Origin of the sequence: Bacillus sp. Cr_A10 (assembly GCF_029222665.1) — a bacterium.
Lineage (GTDB): Bacteria > Bacillota > Bacilli > Bacillales_A > Planococcaceae > Psychrobacillus.
The window spans coordinates 320,687-342,758 of the sequence record NZ_JARHXR010000007.1 but is presented as its reverse complement, the minus strand read 5'-3'; the positions used below and the strand labels follow the sequence as shown (position 1 = coordinate 342,758).

The window sequence follows — 22,072 nt, the reverse complement described above, 5'->3', positions numbered from 1 at the left end:
ATTTAGACAAGCATTGATATCCAGAAAAAATGTTGGAATAAGACACCACTATAGATGAGAAGAGCTACGACTAATAAAAGTCGGATATATCTTTTGGGTTGCACTTTAGTCATAATGTATATTAATAGAAGAGGAAGAGAAATTTTTATGAAATAAAATCCAACAATACTAGTATCGTATAAGAGTTTCATTAGTGGATTTGCTTCTGATATATGGTTGTTTCTAATACCATAGTCGGTGAAAATGGTATCAAGTTCATAGATTTTTTAATTCTTCCTTCCATATTTATCCAAGTATTTCCACAGTTAGTTTTATTATGCGGAAATTGGTGTTGAATTATACGTTATTGGTTGGGTTATTATTCAGAAGTTGAAATCTTATTTATTCAAAGGGTGGAGATTAACATGAAAAATGTTTCGTTTGTTTCTTCTTGGAGTGGTGGGAAGGATTCTGCGATGGCTTTTTATCGGGCATTAAAAAGCGGGATGGTTCCGAAAAAGATACTAACGATGTTTGAAGAGGATGGAGAGATTTCTAAATCGCATGCGCTACCTTATGAGGTGGTACAAGCCCAAGCAAATCGTCTAGGTGTGCCTTTCTTAATAAAAGGGGCAAGTTGGAATTCGTATGAGGAACGCTTTATCGAGGCAATGAATGAATGTCGATCCGAAGGAATTACACATGGAGTATTCGGTGACATTGATTTAGAAGGGCATTTAGAATGGGTGCAGAAAACATGTGCAAAATCAGATATAGTTGCTGTACATCCTTTATGGCAGGAGCCACGTAAATCAATTGTGAAAGAATTGTTGGATGCTAACTTTGAGGCTTATATTGTGGTAGTAAATATGAAAATGATGCCTGCAAACTACGTCGGATCACGCTTTACGAAAGAAATTGTTGATGAGTTGGAAGCAGCCGGTATTGATTCGTGTGGAGAAAATGGAGAGTTTCATACAATCGTTGTGGATGGTCCGATTTTTTCAGAGAGGGTTCCGATTGAAATAGGTAATCCAATTGAAAAAGGGGACTATGTATTTTCACCGGTAATATTGAAAGGATAAAAACTTTTTTTGTCTATTTTTCGATTATTTTTTACTTAATAGGGTATCGTAATGAAGAAAATACATATTATCACGATCTATGTTGGAGGTAGCTCATGACGAAAATGAATAAAGGAATAATTACTGCGTTATCCGCGATAGGAATTGCGCAAGGATTAAAGATATTAACACACAAAAAATTAACTGGTAAATGGGATTTGAAGCAAGCATTAACGACAGGTGGAATGCCAAGTTCTCACTCTGCAGGGGTATCCGCACTAGCTGCTTATGTTGCTGCGAATAAAGGAACACGCCATACGGAAACTGCTCTTGCAGTTGTGTTCGGTGTTATCGTAATGTACGATGCACAAGGTATAAGAAGACATACCGGAGAAATTGCACAGTTGGTAAATGATTTGGAAGATAATATAGCAACTTTATCGGGGAACTTTCCAAGTTTCGAATACATTCAACGGGAAGAGGAATTGAATGAACTACTTGGGCATCAACCTGTTGAAGTTGCAGCCGGTGCGCTGTTAGGAACAGCTTATGGTTTACTTTGTGCAAAACTTGAAAATGAACGTGATGAGCGAAAAGGAATACGTCGATAAGTAAGGACCTCATAAGTCTATAGGCTTGTGAGGTTTTTTGTTTCAGTATTATTACCGGTGCCTGGCACCAGTAACCACTTTGTCACAAAGAAAGAGCATGATTCTAACTATACGAATTCATGCTCTTCTTGTTTTTTTTGTTATTCTACTGATTTTGAGTACTTTTTATTGTCTCCATCTTTAAATTCAATTTCTAATTCAAAATTGGTGAATTCGTTTTTTCTAAATTGTTCTGTGACGCGATTGATTACTTCTTCCTCTCTCATGTCTTTTGTTAGCTCCAACTCTACAAAAATAGGCTCTAACAATGCATAAGCAGCATCACCTTTTAAATCTGTAGAAGCAAGTATATTTTTATATATGGCATCTGCTTTCGAATCTTTTATATCAACTTCTGCATGTATGATATTTTCGTTTTCAGTCGTGCCTATATTTAAATTAAAATATTGAAAGCTTATTTCTTTTTGAGAATTCTCATCGGTCTGTAATTGATTTACAGTTTCATCTTGTTGCGGGTTGGATACTGTACCATTAGGTGTTTTTTCTTCCACTCTTTCCTCATTATTGTTCGTTCCACAAGCTCCAAGTAAAAGTGTCGCCGTCAAAAATGTCGTTGTTGTTAAAGAGTATTTCTTCATCTGATAAATAAACTCTCCTCTCAGAACTTTAAAAGCCCTTACTAATAAATATCCAATATTAATTGAATATAAACAGTATGATCATGACAAAATCCAATGTTACAAAAGTGTTACGGGTGCCTGGCACCAGAAATAAAGATAAACAAAGAAGAAAAAAAGAAAAACAAAGAAGAAAAAAAGAAGAAAAAAAGAAGAAAAAAAGAAGAAAAAAAGAAGAAAAAAAGAAGAAAAAAAGAAGAAAAAAAGAAAAACAAAGAAGAAAAAAAGAAGAAACAAACCTTGAAAATAAGCAGAAAATATTGTGGAAATATAAGTTTGAAATAACCGATGTAGAATTTTAGTAAGTAAGATTTGTATGAGTGTTTTTGTCTTAATGCGTTATAATAGGATATATAGTGGGGAATATAATATAATTTTTTTAGGAGGATGAGTTTGATGTCGACTTATAAAGAGGTTGTTTCGGTAAATGAATGGGAGGAGCTTTTGCAGAATTCCAATGAAAAGCCATTTCTGCTTTTTAAGCATAGCACGACTTGTCCAATAAGTGCATTTGCTTATGGAGAGTTCAATTCTTTTGATTCACCGATTGATACGTATTTAGTAAAAGTGATTGAAAGTAGAGAAGTGTCGAATGGAATTGAAAGTGATTTGGGTATTCGTCATGAATCTCCTCAAGCATTTTTGATTCGGGATGGGAAAGCGGTTTGGCATGCTTCTCATCGCAAAATTACTAGCAAAGAATTAACAAAAGCAGTGGAAACTATTTAGGGAAGTGTAGGAGTATGGAAGCCATATTGAAGGTAGAACAATACTTAATTGATAATGCGGAGAAGATTATTCGTGAAATTACGGATATGGCGCTTAAAAATGTCGAATTTGAAATATCAGATGAGCTGCTGGAACAGTCTATACAACAAAATGTTGAGTTTTTAGTGTTATTAGCAAAATCTTTTAAAGAGACGGATGAAAAGGCAGCTGAGGAGTTAATTAAGTGGAGTAAAAACTCAGGAGAACAACAAGCAGCTGCTTTTGGTCGTTTTTCAACACTTATTAAGCCTTATGCTAAAAATCGTTTATTGTATTTAGACTATATTACTCAAATATCCATTGATCATGGATTGGCAACTAAAGAAGTGGCGATGATTAATAATCGGATTTGTTATTTAATGGATGTTAGTCTAACCGAAACTCTTTTAGCTTATGAGACATACCGAGATGATTTAATGCATGAGCGACAAAAAGAAATAAATAAACTGTCCGCACCTATTGTTCCAATTCAAAAAGGAATTGCCGTATTACCTTTAATTGGAGTGTTGGATTACCCGAGGGTACAGCATTTATTAAATCATGTTGTGCCTACCATTCCAAGTTTAGACGTCGAGCATTTAATTATCGATTTTTCAGGAATTCTTACAATTGATAAGGAAGTTGCTCAGAATATTTTTGTTATTCATAACGTACTAGATTTACTTGGAATTAATTTAATGTTAACTGGAATGCGTCCTCAAATATCAATGGCTGTTGTCCATGGAGGTATAGACTTTACTTCCTTTCATACATACGGTAGCGTGAAACATGCAATTGATAGTATCAAAAATGGACAATAAAAAATCCAGTCTCTCTTTTTAGGAGGGACTGGATTTTTTATTATTGTTTTACCATATTCACTAGCATATGAGCTAGTCCGTGTTGTTGTTCTTGATTTCCAGATTTCCATAATTCTTTTAATAGATTCTCTTCTCTATTTCTTGGTTCTTCATTGTTGGCTAAGTAATTCGCAACCATTTCGGCTGTCTTTGCTAATTGTTCTTCACTAAGACCAAGGCTTTCTCCTTTTGCCACTTTGTCTCCTAAATAAGATTTAAAGGTTGAAAAACTTGATAAGATTTCTTCTTTCTTTTCAGGGTTAGCATTATTCATTTCTTCCTGTATTTTTCCTTGAATATTATCCATCTTGTTTACACTCCCTTTCATTTATTACATCGTGTTTAGCCTTTTTTTCCGAAGTTTAAACAATAATTTACAAGGGTAGCTAAATATTGTGATGAATTATGAATGATGTATAAAAAAGGAGATGACAGGTTATATGAGATTTGACGATGATTTTTATTGGAGAAGTACTCTTTCATTTTTACCTGAGCTTTTATTAGCTTTATTGGTATTACTAATTGGTTTTTTTATAGCAAAATTTTTAGAAAATGTGACATATAAAGTATTGCGAAAGTTTCATGTCAATGAAAAACTCGGTAATACAAAATCCAAGTGGACAGTTGAAAAGGTAATAAGTAAAGTAGTTTTTATTATCGTTTTATTGTTAGCATTTGTTTTGTTCTTTAATATTTTGAACTTGAATTCTATAGCGACACCATTTGTTTCGATGTATTCAGGTTTAACAGGAGCTTTCTTGAATATTTTGAAAGCTGGATTGATTTTATTATTTGCTTGGGTGTTAGCAACAGTCGTGAAAAAAGTTATTCAAGCTGCTGGCAACAAGCTTAATTTAAACAAGTATGTTGAAAAGACGGGAGTAAAAGCGAAAGAGGAAGACCAAGCAAAATGGACAGATACAGCAGCTAATGTTGCATACTATCTAATTTTCTTGCTATTTATTCCTGCTGTATTAAGTGCTCTTGGAATAGATGGATTGAGCGGACCTTTTGAAGGAATGGTTGCTAGTTTTTTTAACTTTATTCCTAAGTTAATATCTGCTGCTATCATTTTTGCGATTGGTTGGTTTGTTGCGAAACTTGTTAGTAATTTAATAGAGAAGTTTTTACAATCTGCAGGTGCCGATCGTTTAGCTCATAAGCTGAAGCTTTCATCATTCTTTGAAGGGACGAGCGTTTCAAAAGTTGTAGGAATTATTGCATTTGTTTTAATTATGATTCCTGTTACTATTTCTGCATTGGATATTTTAGATATAGACGGAATTTCAGAACCGGCAGTTGCTATGTTAAACGACATTATGGCAATGCTTCCTAAAATTGCGATTGCAATATTACTAGTCTTAGTAGGTATTGTAGCCGCAAGATGGGTGAAGGATATTGTCGTTTCATTGCTTGAAAAACTTGGCGTAAATTCAATCTTTGGTAAAATGGGATTCAATTCGACATCGGGAGCTGCTCCTTCATTTGCAGCATTGCTTGGAACAATCGTTCAAGTAGTGATAATCTTATTGTTTGTTGTGGAAGCACTTCAGTTATTAGAGCTAGACTTTATGGTTGTTTTAGCTACTGGCATTTTCGCTTATTTACCATCCGTTATTGCTGCAATTATAATTTTAGCGGTAGGATTTTGGTTAGCGAACTTAGTTGAAAAACTTGTTGGAAGTTTAATGAAACATGCATCAGGAACACCGCATTTCTTACGCTATGTTGCAAAATATGCTATCTTAGCATTTGCATTCTTCATGGCTTTAGATCAATTAGGAATTGCTGCTTCTATTATTAACTCAGCGTTTATTTTAATATTAGGTGGCGTTGCGTTGGCATTTGGTCTAGCTTTTGGCCTCGGCGGAAAAGAGCATGCTGCTCGATACTTAAGTAAAATGGAAAGAAGTTTAGAAAACGCTGAAGTAACGAAGGAAAATTATAAAGTTCAAAAAGAAACAATGAAAGAATCATTCAAAGAGAATTTCAAAGGACGTACACAGGCTGAAAAGAGTCTAAAAGGAACAAGACCACATGTAGATGAAGTCAATCCAGTTAACGATAGTGGGATTGGAAAATCAAACAACACCGGAGTGGAGCCTGGAGATACGGGGTACAATATTCCATCTACCGATGACTTGTATCCTTATGACGATCTTCCTCCAACAAATGATCGACCTGATACAAATAAATAAAGCAAAAATGAAAAAGCTCTGGTCAATAAAATGCCAGAGCTTTTCTTCAATATATCTGGGAGTGAGGAATTCTTTCAAATTTGTTACTGGTGCCAGGCACCAGTAACAATATCTTAACAATTCAAAACTAATTCGATTTTCGTAAATTATTGTAGTAAAGAATTTACGATTTTGTTAGAGTCTTATATACTTAAATGATGAGAATGTGAAAAAGAGATGTAAGTCGAGGTGTTTTTGTATGGCAAGAGGTCGAAAAGTAGATTCTGATGGGGCAGTGACTAAACGCCTACTCCTTGATATAGCAATTGAACAGTTTGCTGAGTATGGTTACCATGATACGAAAATAAGTGAAATTGTAAAAAAAGCAAAAGTCACACAGCCTACTTTTTATTTGTATTTTAAAAGTAAAGAAGCTATTTTTCAGGAAATTACAGAATCCTTTCAAAAACAGCTTAGAATTTTAACATCCGAAAGCCTCTTAGAGGAAAACATAGAAGATAGTTCATTAAAAAAAGAAATACGGTCCGGATTAATCAAAATGTTTACCTTTTTCTCAGAAAATCCTTTGTTGACCCAAATTGGTTTTTTTGAAGCTGAGTCAGCCAGGGAGTTGAAAATGAATATGGTTAAACATGTGACGGAAAATTTGGAAGCAGAAAAAAAACTGGGATATTTTTCTCAAGATTATCCGATGAACATAGTAGCAGAGAGCCTTGTAGGGTCTATTGAAAGGTTAACTCTCCATGAGATATTAACTGGTCGTAGTACCCCAGATGATCTTGCAAAGGTTCTAGTAGATATATATTTTTCTGGCATTAAAAAAATAGCTAATAAGAACGCACTATTGTCATAGAGATCCTATGATGAAAGTGCGTTTTTTCATTTGCTTACCAAGTTCAAGACTTTTTGTTATCTATTATTACAGGTATATTACGGGTGCCTGGCACCAGAAATTGTTTTGACATACAGAAATAACACAATTTATTAACGCTAGATTAATAGTAGGTGGTTACAATGAATCTCTAAAAGAAAAATTATTTAGGGGGAATGAATGTTGAATTTTAAAACAAAGTTAATCACTGGAGTTACGGCAGCAAGTATTTTATTGGCAGGAAGTCAGTCTTATAATGTATTAGCCAAAGATCAAAGTCCTTATTTTGAGTATCGAGCAGATAATTTAAAGATTTCCCAGATTGGTCAATATGATAGCGAATCTGGAATAGGTGGTACGGAAATCTTAGCTTATGATGAAACCTCGAAAAAGGCTTTCGTAACGAATGGTGCAAAATCAGGCATTGATATTCTTTCATTTAAATCACTTAAGTCAGAAAAGTATACTGAGTTAAAATTAGAAAAACGTATTCTTTTAAAGGATTTTGGAATTAAGAATGTAGATGATATTACAAGCATCGCAGCACATCCGACGAAGGATTTGGTTGCAATTTCGGCTGTGGCTAATCCGAAAACCGATCCAGGGTACATCGTTTTTATTACCAAAGCGGGAAAATATTTAAATAAAGTGCAGGTTGGTTCTTTACCTGACATGGTGACTTTCACACCTGATGGATCGAAAGCGATTGTTGCTAATGAAGGAGAGCCAAGTACAGATTATAAAGCGGATCCAGAAGGAACTGTTTCCATAATAGATGTGACGATGACAGCAGATAAATTTAAGGCAAATACGTTATCTTTTCATGGTGTACATCTAGATGACAAGGTACGAGTAAGTTCAAAAGGAACGACAATGCAACAGTTAGAGCCGGAATATGTGACGGTATCTGAAGATAGTAAACTTGCTTATATTTCGATGCAAGAGAATAATGCAATTGCAACTGTAGATTTAGTAGAAGGAAAAATTCTTCACGTGAAAGGACTTGGAGTAAAGGATCATTCTGTTACTGGAAATGAACTTGATGGTAAGCGTGATGGAAAAACAGTCATTGAGCGACTGCCACTACTAGGTTTATATATGCCTGATGCGATTGATACTTTTACTTCAGGAGGAAAAACATATATTTTAACTCCGAATGAAGGAGATGCAAGAGACTATGAGGCATACTCCGAGGAAGCTGAAATTGGTGACATCGCAGATAAGATAAAATTGAGAGCTGAAAATTATGCCGGATTTACGCAAGAAGAGTTAGATAAAATGGTAGAAGATGGCCTTTTAAATGACTTGAAAAAAACAAAAGTCACGATGGAAAATGGATTAGAAGCGGATGGAACATACGATGCTTTATATTCATTTGGTGGTCGGAGTTTCTCTATTTTCGACGCTGAATCAATGGAACTTGTATATGATAGTGGAAATGAATTTGAAAAAATAACAGCAAAAGCTATGCCGGAAGTATTTAATACAGATAATGAAGAAATTGCATACGATAAAAGAAGCTCTGCAAAAGGGCCGGAACCGGAAACTGTAGTAAGTGGTGAAGTGAATGGGACGAAATATGCCTTTATCGCTTTGGAGCGTGTGAGTGGTATCATGTTGTATGACTTATCCAATCCGTTTGAACCAGAATTTGTTCGTCTGATTTCAAGCAGAGATTACAGTGAGGATATTAAAGGGGATGTTTCACCTGAGGGACTTCGTTTTATATCCGCAGAAAAAAGTCCAACAGGAAATGCACTTCTTGCTGCTACCCATGAAGTATCGGGCACCGTAGCTGTATATGAATTAAAAGCAGATATGCTAAATAAAAAACTTCTATTAAAAGAGAAGCAAGATAAAAAGAACGAAAAGTAAATAGAATAGTAGAAAAAACGGCCCCAAAATAACTAAAATATTTGGGGCTTTTTTATGTTGCAGAAGTGTTACTGGTGCCAGGCACCAGTAATACTCTCGAAACAAAGGCTCGATCTCCATACTTTTATTTTTACATGGTTGGAAGTATAATAGTTTTAAATGATTTAATTTTCAGATAATTATCAAGCGATTCACATTAAACGACAAAGGGGTTTGGGAAATGTTTGTTTCTGAAAAGTTGGCACTACATGCTTCAAATCAGCCTGAAAAAGTAATTACGAAGTTTGAAGGAAGAGAAACGACATATGCAAAGTTTTTTGAACAAGCTAAGCGTTTAGCAGGGTATTTTCAAGAAAAAGGATATAAAAAAGAGGACATTATAGCTGTTTATTTGAATAACTCCGATTACTTTTTAACTTGTTACTATGCATGTCAGCTTGGGGGATTTACGGTATTGCCAGTGAATACGAAGCTAACCGCTCCAGAGGTGGATTATATTTTTAAACATTCCGAAGCAAGGGTACTAATATATGATGTTTCTTTCAATTCTGTTTTAGAGGAAATTAAAGATACGTTTGAACAATTTGAAGATTATTTAAGAGTTGGAGAAGATGATAGTTTCCAAGCTGTTTTAATGGATGAAACCATTCCATTTAATGATACGCCTATTCATCCAGAGGATACGGCAGTTATTTTTTATACGTCAGGAACAACTGGTAAACCAAAAGGGGTTATGTTGACAGCTGCTAATGTAAAAGCGGCAGCAGAGATTTGGGGCGAAGCGGTAGGGTATAAGGACACTGATCGTGTTCAAATTGTAACTCCTTTATTTCATTGTGCGGCTAGTCATGTTTTCTGTATTCCTGTCATTTATGCAGGGGGGACTATTGTCATTGAAGAAGCTTTCTCACCTGAGAAAGCACTCAATACAATGGAGAAAGAAGAAATAACTATTTTCTTTGGGGTACCGGCGATGTATATGATTTTATTGAATACACCTAAAATGTCTGAATTAGAGCTTCCTCATCTACGACTCTTTACATATGGAGCTGCCCCAATGCCGTATGAGCTCGTTCGAAAAGTGAAATCGTTCTATCCTAATGTCAAGGTGCAAAACCTTTATGGGCAAACAGAAAACTCTCCCGCTGCTACCACCTTGAAAGACCATTTTGCTTTAGATAAGGTTGGCTCAGTTGGAGAGGCATTACCTCAGACAGAGGTGCAAGTAGTGAATGAATTTGGCGAACAGCTCCCTGTCGGCCAAGTTGGGGAAATTGTAGTAAAGGGTCCACAAGTAATGAAGGGATATTTAAAAAATGAAGAGGAAACCAGACAAGCGATTCAAAATGGATGGTTATATAGTGGAGACTTAGGTAGATTTGATGAGGATGGGTTACTTTATATAGTAGATCGTAAAAAAGACATGATCATTCGAGGAGGGGAAAATGTTTATCCTGTAGAAGTAGAAGAAGTGTTATATCAAATTCCCGAAGTTCTTGAAGCAGCAGTAGTGGGGGTGCCCCATAGGATTTATGGTGAGGTACCAAAAGCTTTCGTTGTAATAAAACAAGGTCAAACATTAACGGAAGAAGATGTTTTATCTTTTAGTTCAAAACAACTGGCAAAATTTAAATTACCTGCAGAAGTAGTTATAATCGATAGTCTCCCTAGAAACGCAAGCGGAAAAGTCCTAAAAAATGCATTGAGAAGTGAAGGATAGTTACGAGAAAATAAAAAAGCATTTCATTCCTTTATGAATGAAATGCTTTTTCTTTATTTTTATTGCAGAATTTTAACTTTTAAGCTTTTTAACTGGGAAATATTGATTGTGTATTTATTTTCAGTAGTAACAAAAATATTCCCGTTAACAAATTCTCTTTTTGCAGTTCTGATATCTGTATTTGTTTCAAAAGCTAACTCTTTTCCACCTTGAAAAACAAGATAGAATTTGTACTTTTTAAGTCCACTTATTTCTCTCAATATTTCCACTCCTTTACAAATGAAGTATATCATGTAATTTGAACCATTATCAATGATTCCTTTTTAATTAATATTACCTAAAAAATAATAATTTAACGATGTTGTTACTATTCAATTAATAATTTTATGAGTAAATTTGCCCCAACATAAAATACCTACTGCAAAGCAATAATATGAATTATTACAGGTGCCTGGCACCAGTAATAATTCTGTAACTTTATTTTTTCATAAAAAATTACAGTTCCAAGTATCTTTATAATGAGATATTTGTTGGGTGCAGACCTTTGAAAAATAAACCTAAAGTAATAAAAGTAATTATTAATTATATATATATGATATTTTTGGATATATAAAAGATAGAAATGAAAAATATTTAATAGATAAATTAAATATTTTAAGTTTAGTGACAATAGTCTGTGTGATGATAGTTCTATGTGAAAAATATGACTCTTTAAATTTTTTTGACGGAGAGAAAATAGAGTGTTATTTATAATATTAAGGAAAACTTAGGAAAATATATTTCTAGTAATTTCCATTACAACTATTACAAAAATAATAAATTTATTTTTCAATTTAGGTTTATCTCTTATTTATATGGGGGATGAAAGTAATGTGGATGTAAGTCAAAAGTTGGTAATTCATAAGTAGTGCAATGTTTTCAACACATATAGAGGGCACTTCGCTAATTGAGTATTTTTGAATAGTCGGAAGTTACTCCTAATATTTTGGTGGTTTCATAGAAAGCACAAGGTCAGGAATATCTGTAAGTAAAAGGTGATTTATTTGTTCTAGTATCTGAGAACAGATGATTACTTTTGAAGGCAGTTATTTTATAAATTTTACTAAATTATATAACAAGGGAGATGTATGGAATGTCAGGAATTATTCGCGTAACACCCGCTGAGCTTGATGCTATGGCTGGACGTTACAACCATGAATCAAGTGAAGTAGCTTCTCAAATTGGTCGTCTAGATGGAATGATCGGGGAGCTTCAATCTATTTGGGAAGGTGCTTCAAGTGCAGCGTTTGCTGAGCAATATGAAAGATTAAAACCGCATTTTAATGAAATGCGTGAGCTTTTAAGTGAAGTTGGAGTTCAATTAAGCCGTGCTGGTCAAGCGCTTCAAGACGCAGACCAACAAATTGCAGGACAAATTCGCGGATAAGTGGTTCCTTTTTAGTTGGGTTAAATAAAGAGCGTGTTCCTCATTGGAAGACGCTTTCACGTTGACAAAATCAAATTTCGAAGGTGTCACTTCAGACTGTCTTGAAAACGCTTGTCATTCGAGACACGCAGCACGATGCGGAAGCGAATAGAACTTATTAGTTCATGAGCTTACAAAGAAGTGCAAACGCTCTTGTTTGCGACGAGTAACCACAGGAGCAAGTAACGAAGAATGCGAGCGTTTGTCAACAGTCTGAGAGCGTGTTCCTCATTGGAAGACGCTTTTTCCTTAAGAATATAGATTGTTCCAATTTTCATTTCACATCACCATCAATAAACGACAGTCGCTTTTTTAGGAGGTACAAACTATGTATATAGAGATTACGGTAGATCTTTCGAATTATGAAAGTAATGTAATCGATTTAAGGCTTTCCAATTATTATACGATGAAAAAAATGATTGATATCGCATGGCAAGCAAATTCAATTTCCAGTACTCCGCGTGAAGGGCATTGGGTTCGAGTAGTTAATAAGGATAAAATCTACCCAGGGCATCTGACGATGGAAGCGTGTGGAATTACGACCGGTGATCGTATTGAAATCATTTGAAGGAGCAATATAAATGGCGACTAACATACATACATATTTGAAAAATCGGATAGGAGCAGAAATAAATCAAGAAGAAAATAAAACCACTTTTGTATTCCAGAAGGAACGAGTTGGTTTTAAAAGGACTTCTGAGATTATATTTCTGAAAGAAGTTAATCCCCAAATTACGAAAGACATAGTCATAACAGATGACGAATTGATTATTCAAGCAGAAATTCCTAGTAACTTTAAACGATTTAGTGAAATCCATAAGGAAGATGAAAAATCTCGATGGATGTTCGCCTATCAGCTTGTTGAGAAGGTTCATTCCCACCCATATCCACGCCTCAATCTCATTGTCTGCCCAGAAAATACTGTATATAGCAGAGGAATGGAGCCTCTCTTCATTTATTATGGAGTGCAAGGCAGCCTTCCCCCATTTGAAAAAAATGAAGAACGCATTTGGTTAGAGACGAAAGCAGTTGCAGCAGCTGCTATTGATGGATCCTTCACATTTGAAGAGTACTTAAAGTATTCGGAGATTCTAGAGTTAAAAGAAATCGGTTCATCCATCATGTCGATGCAAGACAGCCAGTCATTACTGAACTATATTAGTGAACAGCTTGACCAGCTAGAAATTATAGAAAAAGAAAATGTTAGGTTGCCACGCAAAAAGTGGAAAATTACAAAGGGCTTATCTATCGGATTTGGGGTTTTACTACTCCCTGCAATCATTTTTACTATTATTTATTTCATTCATGAAAAACCCAAAAACGAAGCATATACCCTTGGCCATGAATATTTTCTAGGTCAAAATTACAGTCAAGTTGTTACCGAACTGAGTCCATATAGTGTCAAGTCCATGCCGTATGTCGTTCTTTATGAACTTGCCTATTCTACCGTTACAAATGAGCGATTAGACGAGGAACAGAAAAAGAATGTGCTTTCTAACATAACTCTTCAAACTGATGTAGATTATTTGAAGTATTGGATTTACATAGGTCGAGGAGAAGCGGAGAATGCAGTTGATATAGCACGTGCCATGGAAGATGGAGAGCTAATTACTTATGGATTATTGAAGAGAAGAGAGGAAATAAAAGCAGATCAAGATCTTTCAGGAGAAGAAATTCAAACACTTGTAGAGGAAATAGATAGAGAAGTAGAAGAATATGAAAAACTGATGGAAGAAGAAGAGGAATCCGATAACTAAGTGGAAAATAACAACGGATTGAAAGAAGGTGTACTAAGTGTTGCAGTTATGGGTTTTTTATGGGGATGATTATCAACGGTTAAATTGGGAGGGAAATGATTTATCATCCCTCACAATCGGACCTGGTATTGAGCATGATCTCACGATATTGTCCTACCCTTTTACTCATGGGCCAATAACAGTTAAGAAAGAAGACAATAAGTATTACGTCCATGATGGCAATAAAAAAATAGGAGATATAAGTATAGCGAAGGGCATCACCATTGAACAACGAGAACGGGTTCTTCGTTTATATATATCCTACTCACCTATTACATCTAAGACCTACTTTATCGATTATGAAAATGAAATATCGTTTAGTTATCAACTAGAGAATGCAACTTTCCAAAGACAAGAAGTCCAGTTTCCAGAAGTGGAGTTTGGACATTTTTCGCTAAATAAAATTGAAGCTGGTTGGATTGTTAAGAAAGAATTTAATTGTCCTTTATATGTAAACGGAAAACGTTCCGAATCTAATCATGTTCTCCAAATGGGTGACGTCATACAGTGGGCGTTTATGGAAATGAAACTTGTTGAAAAGGATATGTTGGAAGTCGTTTCTTCGGTAAAATATGAAACTATTCTTCCCGAGATAGACGTACCTAAATCCGAAATACTAAATATATACCCTGAGTATAGACGGACACCTCGGATGATATATGAATTACCAAAAGAAAAGGTTTCCTTATCGTTTCCTACTCAGGAAAGCGATGATAATGGTCGAAGTCTTTGGCTAATTATCGCTCTGCCACTCGTTATGTTAATCGTAATGGGTGTTGTTGCAATTTTTATTCCAAGAGGGACTTATATTATTATTTCCGTTACTTTGTTTGTATTGGTTTTAATCACATCGACGGTTCAATACTTTAAAGATCGAAAAAAACGAAAGTTGAATGCGGAGAAAAGGCGACGAGTATATACTGCTTACTTGAATAATATGCGTCAAGAGCTTTATGAGCTTTCTGAAAAACAAAAATTTGTATTAGAGTATCATTTCCCGTCTTTTGAAGAAATGAAACAAATGACGAAGCAGTTGTCTGGTCGAATCTGGGAAAGAACATTAGACAGTCATGACTTTTTGGAATTTAGACTAGGAACTGGTGAAGTTCCTGCAAGCTATGAAATTTCTCTGTCATCCGGTGATTTAGCGAATAGAGAAGTAGATGACCTTCTCGAACAGGCGCAACGAATGGAAAAAGTTTATAAAGAACTCCCGAATGCACCCATTACAACACACTTATCAGAGGGGATATTAGGTCTGATTGGGAAAGAATCGGTTATTAAACGAGAGCTGCAGCAAATTATTGGGCAACTCGCATTTTCTCATAGTTACCACGATGTAAGATTCGTTTACGTTTTCAACAATAAAGAATACAAAGATATCGAGTGGATAAAGTGGTTGCCACATTTTACGTTACCTCATATGCATGCAAAGGGTTTGATTCATAATGAGGAGACACGCGATCAGTTGCTGTCGTCGCTTTATGAAATAATACGAGAACGTGATGCCGATGAAATGAAAGGGAAAATAAAATTTGCTCCACATCTCATTTTCATCATTACTGATTATTCCTTACTAGCAGAGCATGTCATACTCGAATATTTAGAACGCAAAAATAATAAGGATCTTGGTATATCCGTCATTTTTGCCGAAACTGCACAAGAGAGAATGACCGAAAATGTTCATACACTAGTCCGCTATGTAAATGAACGAGAAGGAGATATTTTAATCGACGCTGGAAAGGCACTAGAAAAACCTTTTCATTTGGATCAATACGAACAGGAGACGAATGAACGTTTTGCTCGTACCCTAAAAACGCTTAATCATCAAATAGGCATGAAAAACTCTATACCAAACTCCGTCAGCTTTTTGGAAATGTTCGGAGTGAAAGATGTAGAAGATGTACCGATAAGCAGAAATTGGAAGACCAATGAATCAGCTAAATCTCTTGCTGTCCCAATTGGTTTCAAAGGAAAAAAAGAACTTGTCCATTTAAATCTTCATGAAAAAGCACATGGACCTCATGGTTTATTAGCTGGTACAACAGGATCGGGTAAAAGTGAATTTCTTCAAACATATATTCTATCGCTGGCCGTTCATTTTCATCCGCATGAAGTGGCGTTTTTACTGATTGACTATAAAGGTGGGGGGATGGCACAGCCATTTAAAAATATTCCTCATCTTTTAGGTACGATCACAAATATTGAGGGTAGTAAAAACTTTAGTATGCGTGCACTTGCTTCTATTAATAGTGAGCTGAAGCGTAGACAGCGTCTGTTTGATCAGTTCAGTGTCGCACATATTGATGATTACACGACACTTTATAAAGAAGGAAAGGCGAATGAGCCCTTGCCACATCTGTTTTTAATTTCAGATGAATTTGCCGAGTTGAAAAGCGAGGAACCTGAATTTATTCGTGAGCTGGTAAGTACAGCACGTATTGGCCGAAGTCTAGGAGTCCATCTGATTTTGGCAACTCAAAAGCCGGGTGGAATCATTGATGAACAGATCTGGAGTAATGCACGTTTCCGTGTTGCATTGAAAGTACAGGATGCATCCGATAGTAAAGAAATATTAAAAAACGGGGATTCTGCAACAATCACTGTTACAGGTCGTGGATATTTACAGGTAGGGAATAACGAAGTATATGAATTGTTCCAATCTGCCTGGAGCGGGTCACCTTATATGGAAGAAACGCTTGAAGGAGAAGACGATGTAGCTATAGTAACCGATCTTGGTCTATATCCGCTTTCTGGTATTGAAACGAATGTGAGCAGGAAAAAGAGCAGTCTAACAGAAATGGAAGCTGTCACTACAAAAATAGCAAAAATTCAAGAGGATTTGTCCATTCAGAAGCTAGCTAGTCCTTGGTTGCCTCCACTCGCATTAAGAATAGAAAGTCCAAAAGAAGAATTAACTACAAAGCTGGCTTTTCCAATTGGAATAATGGATGAGCCGGAGAAACAGAGTCAAACACCAATTGCTTATGACTGGAAAAAGGATGGAAACGTAGGTATTTTTGGTTCTTCTGGATATGGAAAGTCGTACACTTTATTAACGATGCTATTAGGGATTAGTAGTAGGTTAACTCCGAGTGAAGCGCATTTTTATATGTTAGATTATGGGAACGGTTCGTTGCTACCGCTTCGACAGCTTCCCCACACAGCGGATTATTTCACGATTGACGAAGAGTTAAAACGTGAAAAGTTAATAAAATTAATGAAAAAAGAAATCTCCGAAAGGAAAATAGCGTTCCAACAAGCAGAAGTTAGTAATATTCATATGTACAATAATCTGACTGCAAAGCCATTACCGCTAATTTATATCGTTGTGGATAATTATGATATTGTCCGCGAAGAGATGGAAGAATTGGAAGCACAGTTAATCCAATTCGCACGAGACGGGCAATCTCTGGGAATTTATTTATTGATTACGGCAACAAGAGTGCAATCTGTAAGACAGTCACTAATGAATAACTTAAAAACAAAAATTATTCATTATTTATTTGATACGAGTGAAGCTTATGGAATTGTAGGTCGAGTTCCATTTGATTTGGAACCATTCCCTGGAAGAGCTATTGTTAAAAAAGAGGATGTCAAATTTGCACAAATTTTCTTGCCTGCAAGTGGTGTAGATGATTTTGACGTATTGGAAGCAATTAAATCCAAAGTTCAATCTTTAATAGCTAAATATAGCGAGTATGAACTTCCTAAACCAATACCGATGCTACCTTTCGAATTAACATCCATCAGCTTTCCTGTTTATATCGATCGTAAAAAAGAAAATGGAATTGTTTCAATTGGATTAAATGAAGAAACGGTTCGTCCAGTGACAATTAATTTCCAAAAAAATCGTCATTGCCTTCTTGTCGGGCAAGTTCAAAGAGGAAAAACGAATGCGTTGAAATGGATTATTCAAAACTTAGAAGAGCAGGAAACAGGCTTTATTGCAGTATTTGATAGTTTCGATCGTGGATTGTCCATGTTTTCAGAGGAATCAAAAGTAAATTATTTAGAAACGAAAGAAGCTCTTGTTAACTGGGTCACACATATCGAACAATATTACGTGAATGTAGAAAAAGAGTATTTAGAAAGTTTACAACAAGGAAACGGAACACCAAAGATAGTGCTTTCTTATTTCATTATCGATGGCTACACAAGATTTTTACAGCTTGCAGATCCTGGTATTCAAGATCGACTCTCCAAGCTGATGAAAAAGTATTCACATTTAGGATTTAATGTCATTGTTTCTGGTAATAACGCTGAAATCACGAAAGGATATGATGCATTTACAAATGAATTGAAGCTAGTCCGACAAGCACTTCTATTTATGAAGAAATCAGAGCAGACATTATATACATTGGCATACGAACGAAAAGAAGCGGAACTTCCGCTAGGATTTGCACATTATATTTTAAACGGGAATGCTACAAAAGTTCTAACCCCGTTATGCAAGATTGAGAGGAAGATCGTTCAATGAAAACGACGGATAAAAGTAAAATGTGGAAACTGATTGCGGGAATATTGCTCATCTTAGCTCTTCCCATCTTATTTTTTCAACTAATGGGTGTAAATATTTTAGATTTAAATACGCCCAATAAGCGAGTAATCGCAATTGTTAACGAAGACCAGGGTCTATCGAAAGAAGATGAAAATGTTGATATGGGAGTGGAGGTTGTTTCCATTTTGGCGGATGGTTCCCCATATAAATGGGAAGTGATGGGACGCGGGGCAGCAGAGAATGGATTGAAATCCAACCAGTATGAAGCAATTGTATACATTCCTTCTAATTTCTCTGAAAATATTATGTCTTATGATCAGCAAAATCCAAAGAAAGCGGAATTCTCTTATCAAGTTCAACGACAGAAAACTGGCGTTCGTAAAGAAAAGGTCCTGTATGAAATTGAATCAGCTACTAATAGGGTGAACGAAAAAATCTCCACACTCTACTGGAGCTATGTTGCACAGGAAATGAATCATATTAAGAAAGAATTTAAGAATATTTTAGGGAAAGAAACAGAATTTTTAACTGCAATGGCAGGCTATTATAAACCTGAGTCCGAAACATTGGCAGAAGAAATGAAAAGACAAAAAGAGCAAATGCAAGGACTACTTTCCCAAATTAGTTCTGCCAATAATGGCTATAATTCTCGTATTCAAAATGCTGATTCTTTTGGTCAGCAAATGAATGGTTTTATCACATATGTACAACAATATAAACAATTTCAAGATACACAAAAAGAAATACTTCAGCAAGTTCAAAACGACAGTCTTGCAAAAATTCATGCTGCTGCAGCAGCTCAAACAGAGCAATTTAATAAATCAGTACAACAACTAGAAGAAAACAACGATAGATTGAATGAAGAAATAGCAAAAGTAAATGGCATTATAGATGAGAATAAAGAAAAATTCAATGCATTATCTGAATTGCGTAAGAGTGAGGTTGATCGACAGCTTGCAGACCTCCTAGTTGTTCAAGGTACAGCAATTGATCGATATAACAATACAATTCTTAGCAATCTAGAAAAAGGTATTGCAGCAGGAAAAAGTGGAACTGGAGTACTAGGTATTGAAAATATCGGTACTAATCCACAACTTCTAACAACGATTCAAGAGGAAATGGCACGTAAAGCAACTGTAATAACTGATACTGTGCTACCAAACATGGAAGAGGAACGTGCGAAGGTTAACAAAATATTATCAGCACTTACTTCCTTGAAAGTAAAAGTAGCTGAAACAGACCCAACCTCTACATTGCTAGGAGAGCTGGAGCAACTTCAAGCTGAATTAACTTCTGTTCAAACAGTTATTTCCGAAAAGGAAACAGTTTGGACAAATGCAAAGCAATCAGGAGCAGCTGATTATGTAAAAGCATCAAGTGATTATGCAAGCTTGCTAGAAAGCTACAATTCTGTGTACAGAGAATATGAATCTGTTCAACAAATTTTAAATTCCTATCCTGCAGATACTGCAAAAATTGGAGCCATTATTAAGCAAAAGGAAGAGTCTCTTCTAAAGCATGATCGTTTATCGGCTGATCAGAAAACTAGATTGGAAGAATTATTTACAAAGGGTGCGGCGAATACAGAATTGAATTCGTTGCTTTCCTATTATGCTACCTTGGAACAATTTGAGTTTACACTTAATGAAGGTGGGGGAAGTACGAATAAAGACGCACTTCTAAAGGATGAAATATTAACCGCTCTATTGAAAAATGTGGTGGATATGAATGAACTAGAGCTTGAAAGTTGGACTTCTGTGAGTGATGGAATCCCGGCAACTCAGCTCGGTATGACTGATTTAAGTACTACTTTTGCTGCGATGATGACTGGATATAAGGAAACAGCAGAACAGCAACATGCTTCCTTAGTGGCTGATTTAGATTCTATTGATCAGCAAGCGAATTTGCTTCTTCAGCAAATTCAAACGCCTTCCACGATGGGAACAGCCGAACCTTCAGCAACAGTTACGGAAGGAGAAGTAGTGGCAGGACAACAAAATGTAAGCAATCAACTCCTTAGCTTAAGTGAGATGATTCAAGCTTTATCACAGAAACAAAATAGTTTAGTGAATTACGCCAATGATTTACATGTGAAAGCCGATGGTCTTAAGGATACTTCCAATGAATTCAGCAACAAGTGGGAAACAAACGTGGATGCTATGTCCGATTTTGATGGGGACATTCAAGAATTTCTTGCGAATACGTATGTGGATGGTCAAGAGAATGGATATGTGTTCAATCACTTCGTGAATCCGTTAGAAGTTAAAGGGGAAGCAACCTTATCAGATGAAGGAAAAAAAGTTCCACCAGTTATTCTTTTTATCATTTTGCTTATTAGCAGTCTACTGATAGGATACTTTACGTATCAAATGAAGGATGGTCCAATCGGTCTACGATTAGGATTAACTGCAATACTTTCTATACTAGTCGGACTGATTATAAGTCTATACAGCATCAACATGTATATTCTAAACGATCAACGAGCAGTTGAGTGGACAATATTCACGATACTTTTGTTGTTGGCGGGTGCTTCCATTATTCGAGCTGCTCTTGAATTTGGTCAATCTGCAGGTTGGATAGCAAGTGTCGCTTTGATGTGTTTATACATCATTCCACTTCTTATCCTTGCTGTTCCAGACATTAAACTTCCAGATGTTCTATCTACTGTTTATATGTCCATTAAATATGAGCCTGAAACAAGTTTTATAGCTGGAGCGATCATAACAGCCGTTATTGCAATAATCATGTTAACCGTTTCTTATTTTATGAATAAAAATAAAAAAGTGGAATCTGCCAAGGCAGCTGAAGCCTATGAGCTTTAAACAAGTTACCCTACTGTTTTGTGTGCTAATGATCAGCTGGTTATTAGCACAGACAACTGTGCATGCAAACGAAGAAAAATCTAGTAAAGAATTAGAACCTGTTATTTATGAGAAATTGAAGTTCAAGAAAAATACCGATTATTTGCATGATGGTAAAAAGACAGAAATGAAAAATACCATTCCAGAAAAGCAATTTAATATTTATTTTGATGGAAGACGTCAACTTCCTAATCGAGAGGATACGTCCTATTTATTTCAAACTTCAGAACGAGGCGAGATAAGCACAGTTTCAGCAAAAACTTCTGATTTAAAGCTCTTCTCAAATGGAAGCAAAGGGGAAAAAGAGCAATCTGGCATCTCGTTAAATATGGAGGAACCAGCAGGTAATAAGACACGAACGATGATATTACTCGCAATCATCGCAGTAGGTATTGTTACGTTATTCATGGTGTTTATACCCAAAATGGTGAACACTCCTACTACAAATAAATCAATACGTTCATAAACACTCGGGAGAGGGGGAACAGGTTTGTTAGGATATTATTATGCACTTCTTCACAAGAAACAAGAGGAGATAAGAAGACTGAACGAATGTCAGTCATCACTATCAGATAAGCAGGCTCAATTCAACGAAAATGAACATAAATGTCTTGAACCAGAGCTTACAACAACTACTTGGCATGGGACACTTGCCACTAGTTTCGATGAAATTCGGGAAGCCGGAATCCATACTTCTTTTTTAGAGATAGCTGGAGCCCAGTTCGCAGCTGTATTTAGTGCGATTGCTGCTAAAATTGCATCACTACAAGCAGAAATTGCTTCTATTCAGCAAATAATTGCGGAATTATTAGCCGAGGAAGCACGGGAAAAGGCATCTAAATAAAGA

The 22,072-nt window shown here is 35.7% G+C and carries 20 protein-coding genes; 16 read left to right on the top strand and 4 right to left on the bottom strand.

Annotated features, from left to right (window positions below; translation table 11 throughout):
• Positions 1–2: 2 nt before the first annotated feature.
• Complete coding sequence (locus tag P2Q73_RS05690) at positions 3–245, bottom strand: DUF5658 family protein (RefSeq protein WP_275784819.1); 243 nt, start codon at positions 243–245, stop codon at positions 3–5.
• Between the two features lie 159 nt (positions 246–404).
• On the opposite strand from P2Q73_RS05690, the gene P2Q73_RS05685 reads away from it, so the two are divergent.
• The gene (locus tag P2Q73_RS05685) at positions 405–1,064 is read left to right on the top strand and encodes a Dph6-related ATP pyrophosphatase (RefSeq protein ID WP_275784800.1); all 660 of its coding nucleotides are present in this window, start codon (positions 405–407) and stop codon (positions 1,062–1,064) included.
• Between the two features lie 95 nt (positions 1,065–1,159).
• Positions 1,160–1,654 (top strand): divergent PAP2 family protein, encoded by a 495-nt coding sequence (locus P2Q73_RS05680; protein WP_056827842.1) that lies wholly within the window; start codon positions 1,160–1,162, stop codon positions 1,652–1,654.
• A gap of 140 nt (positions 1,655–1,794) precedes the next feature.
• Here the strand turns inward: P2Q73_RS05680 and P2Q73_RS05675 are convergent, their stop codons facing one another.
• Positions 1,795–2,292, bottom strand: coding sequence for a YusW family protein (locus P2Q73_RS05675; RefSeq protein ID WP_275784798.1), 498 nt, complete (start codon positions 2,290–2,292; stop codon positions 1,795–1,797).
• A gap of 83 nt (positions 2,293–2,375) precedes the next feature.
• Between P2Q73_RS05675 and P2Q73_RS05670 the strand changes: the two genes are divergently transcribed.
• From P2Q73_RS05670 to P2Q73_RS05660, 3 genes are all read left to right on the top strand, one after another.
• On the top strand, positions 2,376–2,633 hold the full coding sequence (locus P2Q73_RS05670) for a hypothetical protein (protein WP_275784796.1): 258 nt from the start codon (positions 2,376–2,378) through the stop codon (positions 2,631–2,633).
• Positions 2,634–2,727: 94 nt separating this feature from the next.
• Positions 2,728–3,060: a bacillithiol system redox-active protein YtxJ gene (ytxJ, locus tag P2Q73_RS05665; RefSeq protein WP_056827836.1), complete on the top strand. Its 333-nt coding sequence runs from the start codon at positions 2,728–2,730 to the stop codon at positions 3,058–3,060.
• 26 nt (positions 3,061–3,086) lie between these two features.
• Positions 3,087–3,899: an STAS domain-containing protein gene (locus P2Q73_RS05660; protein WP_275784794.1), complete on the top strand. Its 813-nt coding sequence runs from the start codon at positions 3,087–3,089 to the stop codon at positions 3,897–3,899.
• A 40-nt stretch (positions 3,900–3,939) separates the two neighbouring features.
• On the opposite strand, the gene P2Q73_RS05655 is transcribed toward P2Q73_RS05660, so the two are convergent.
• Positions 3,940–4,245, bottom strand: coding sequence for a DUF3243 domain-containing protein (locus P2Q73_RS05655; protein WP_275784792.1), 306 nt, complete (start codon positions 4,243–4,245; stop codon positions 3,940–3,942).
• A gap of 133 nt (positions 4,246–4,378) precedes the next feature.
• Between P2Q73_RS05655 and P2Q73_RS05650 the strand changes: the two genes are divergently transcribed.
• The 4 genes from P2Q73_RS05650 (at position 4,379) to P2Q73_RS05635 (ending at position 10,602) form a co-directional block, all read left to right on the top strand.
• Positions 4,379–6,136 (top strand): mechanosensitive ion channel, encoded by a 1,758-nt coding sequence (locus P2Q73_RS05650; RefSeq protein WP_275784790.1) that lies wholly within the window; start codon positions 4,379–4,381, stop codon positions 6,134–6,136.
• A gap of 238 nt (positions 6,137–6,374) precedes the next feature.
• Positions 6,375–6,989: a TetR/AcrR family transcriptional regulator gene (locus tag P2Q73_RS05645; protein ID WP_275784789.1), complete on the top strand. Its 615-nt coding sequence runs from the start codon at positions 6,375–6,377 to the stop codon at positions 6,987–6,989.
• Between the two features lie 198 nt (positions 6,990–7,187).
• Positions 7,188–8,882 carry a choice-of-anchor I family protein gene (locus P2Q73_RS05640; protein WP_275784788.1) on the top strand — a complete coding sequence of 565 codons (1,695 nt, stop codon included), beginning with the start codon at positions 7,188–7,190 and terminating at the stop codon, positions 8,880–8,882.
• Between the two features lie 220 nt (positions 8,883–9,102).
• Complete coding sequence (locus P2Q73_RS05635; protein WP_275784786.1) at positions 9,103–10,602, top strand: class I adenylate-forming enzyme family protein; 1,500 nt, start codon at positions 9,103–9,105, stop codon at positions 10,600–10,602.
• A 59-nt stretch (positions 10,603–10,661) separates the two neighbouring features.
• Here P2Q73_RS05635 and P2Q73_RS05630 read toward each other — a convergent pair whose 3' ends face one another.
• Positions 10,662–10,862: a hypothetical protein gene (locus P2Q73_RS05630; protein ID WP_053590398.1), complete on the bottom strand. Its 201-nt coding sequence runs from the start codon at positions 10,860–10,862 to the stop codon at positions 10,662–10,664.
• Positions 10,863–11,734: 872 nt separating this feature from the next.
• Here P2Q73_RS05630 and P2Q73_RS05625 point away from each other — a divergent pair.
• The 7 genes from P2Q73_RS05625 (at position 11,735) to P2Q73_RS05595 (ending at position 22,069) form a co-directional block, all read left to right on the top strand.
• Complete coding sequence (locus tag P2Q73_RS05625; protein WP_053590397.1) at positions 11,735–12,028, top strand: WXG100 family type VII secretion target; 294 nt, start codon at positions 11,735–11,737, stop codon at positions 12,026–12,028.
• A 367-nt stretch (positions 12,029–12,395) separates the two neighbouring features.
• Entirely contained in the window at positions 12,396–12,635 is a 240-nt protein-coding gene (gene yukD, locus P2Q73_RS05620) for an ESX secretion system protein YukD (RefSeq protein ID WP_053590396.1), read from the top strand.
• A 13-nt stretch (positions 12,636–12,648) separates the two neighbouring features.
• Positions 12,649–13,824 (top strand): type VII secretion protein EssB, encoded by a 1,176-nt coding sequence (gene essB / locus P2Q73_RS05615; RefSeq protein ID WP_275784781.1) that lies wholly within the window; start codon positions 12,649–12,651, stop codon positions 13,822–13,824.
• Between the two features lie 37 nt (positions 13,825–13,861).
• Positions 13,862–18,343 (top strand): type VII secretion protein EssC, encoded by a 4,482-nt coding sequence (essC, locus tag P2Q73_RS05610; protein WP_275784780.1) that lies wholly within the window; start codon positions 13,862–13,864, stop codon positions 18,341–18,343.
• The gene (gene esaA, locus P2Q73_RS05605; RefSeq protein WP_275784779.1) at positions 18,340–21,186 is read left to right on the top strand and encodes a type VII secretion protein EsaA; all 2,847 of its coding nucleotides are present in this window, start codon (positions 18,340–18,342) and stop codon (positions 21,184–21,186) included. The genes essC and esaA overlap by 4 nt, the downstream gene beginning before the upstream one ends.
• Complete coding sequence (locus P2Q73_RS05600) at positions 21,176–21,691, top strand: type VII secretion EssA family protein (protein ID WP_275784777.1); 516 nt, start codon at positions 21,176–21,178, stop codon at positions 21,689–21,691. The genes esaA and P2Q73_RS05600 overlap by 11 nt, the downstream gene beginning before the upstream one ends.
• Before the next feature lie 24 nt (positions 21,692–21,715).
• A complete protein-coding gene (locus P2Q73_RS05595) occupies positions 21,716–22,069 on the top strand; it encodes a YwqH-like family protein (protein ID WP_275784775.1) in 354 nt (117 codons plus the stop codon).
• The last annotated feature ends 3 nt before the right edge of the window (positions 22,070–22,072 follow it).

Coding starts and splice junctions, on each gene's coding strand:
- P2Q73_RS05685 (WP_275784800.1), top strand. CDS start 405: ATGAAAAATGTTTCGTTTGTTTCTTCTTGGAGTGGTGGGAAGGATTCT.
- P2Q73_RS05680 (WP_056827842.1), top strand. CDS start 1,160: ATGACGAAAATGAATAAAGGAATAATTACTGCGTTATCCGCGATAGGA.
- P2Q73_RS05675 (WP_275784798.1), bottom strand. CDS start 2,292: ATGAAGAAATACTCTTTAACAACAACGACATTTTTGACGGCGACACTT.
- P2Q73_RS05670 (WP_275784796.1), top strand. CDS start 2,376: ATGACAAAATCCAATGTTACAAAAGTGTTACGGGTGCCTGGCACCAGA.
- ytxJ (WP_056827836.1), top strand. CDS start 2,728: ATGTCGACTTATAAAGAGGTTGTTTCGGTAAATGAATGGGAGGAGCTT.
- P2Q73_RS05655 (WP_275784792.1), bottom strand. CDS start 4,245: ATGGATAATATTCAAGGAAAAATACAGGAAGAAATGAATAATGCTAAC.
- P2Q73_RS05650 (WP_275784790.1), top strand. CDS start 4,379: ATGAGATTTGACGATGATTTTTATTGGAGAAGTACTCTTTCATTTTTA.
- P2Q73_RS05645 (WP_275784789.1), top strand. CDS start 6,375: ATGGCAAGAGGTCGAAAAGTAGATTCTGATGGGGCAGTGACTAAACGC.
- P2Q73_RS05640 (WP_275784788.1), top strand. CDS start 7,188: ATGTTGAATTTTAAAACAAAGTTAATCACTGGAGTTACGGCAGCAAGT.
- P2Q73_RS05635 (WP_275784786.1), top strand. CDS start 9,103: ATGTTTGTTTCTGAAAAGTTGGCACTACATGCTTCAAATCAGCCTGAA.
- P2Q73_RS05625 (WP_053590397.1), top strand. CDS start 11,735: ATGTCAGGAATTATTCGCGTAACACCCGCTGAGCTTGATGCTATGGCT.
- yukD (WP_053590396.1), top strand. CDS start 12,396: ATGTATATAGAGATTACGGTAGATCTTTCGAATTATGAAAGTAATGTA.
- essB (WP_275784781.1), top strand. CDS start 12,649: ATGGCGACTAACATACATACATATTTGAAAAATCGGATAGGAGCAGAA.
- esaA (WP_275784779.1), top strand. CDS start 18,340: ATGAAAACGACGGATAAAAGTAAAATGTGGAAACTGATTGCGGGAATA.
- P2Q73_RS05600 (WP_275784777.1), top strand. CDS start 21,176: ATGAGCTTTAAACAAGTTACCCTACTGTTTTGTGTGCTAATGATCAGC.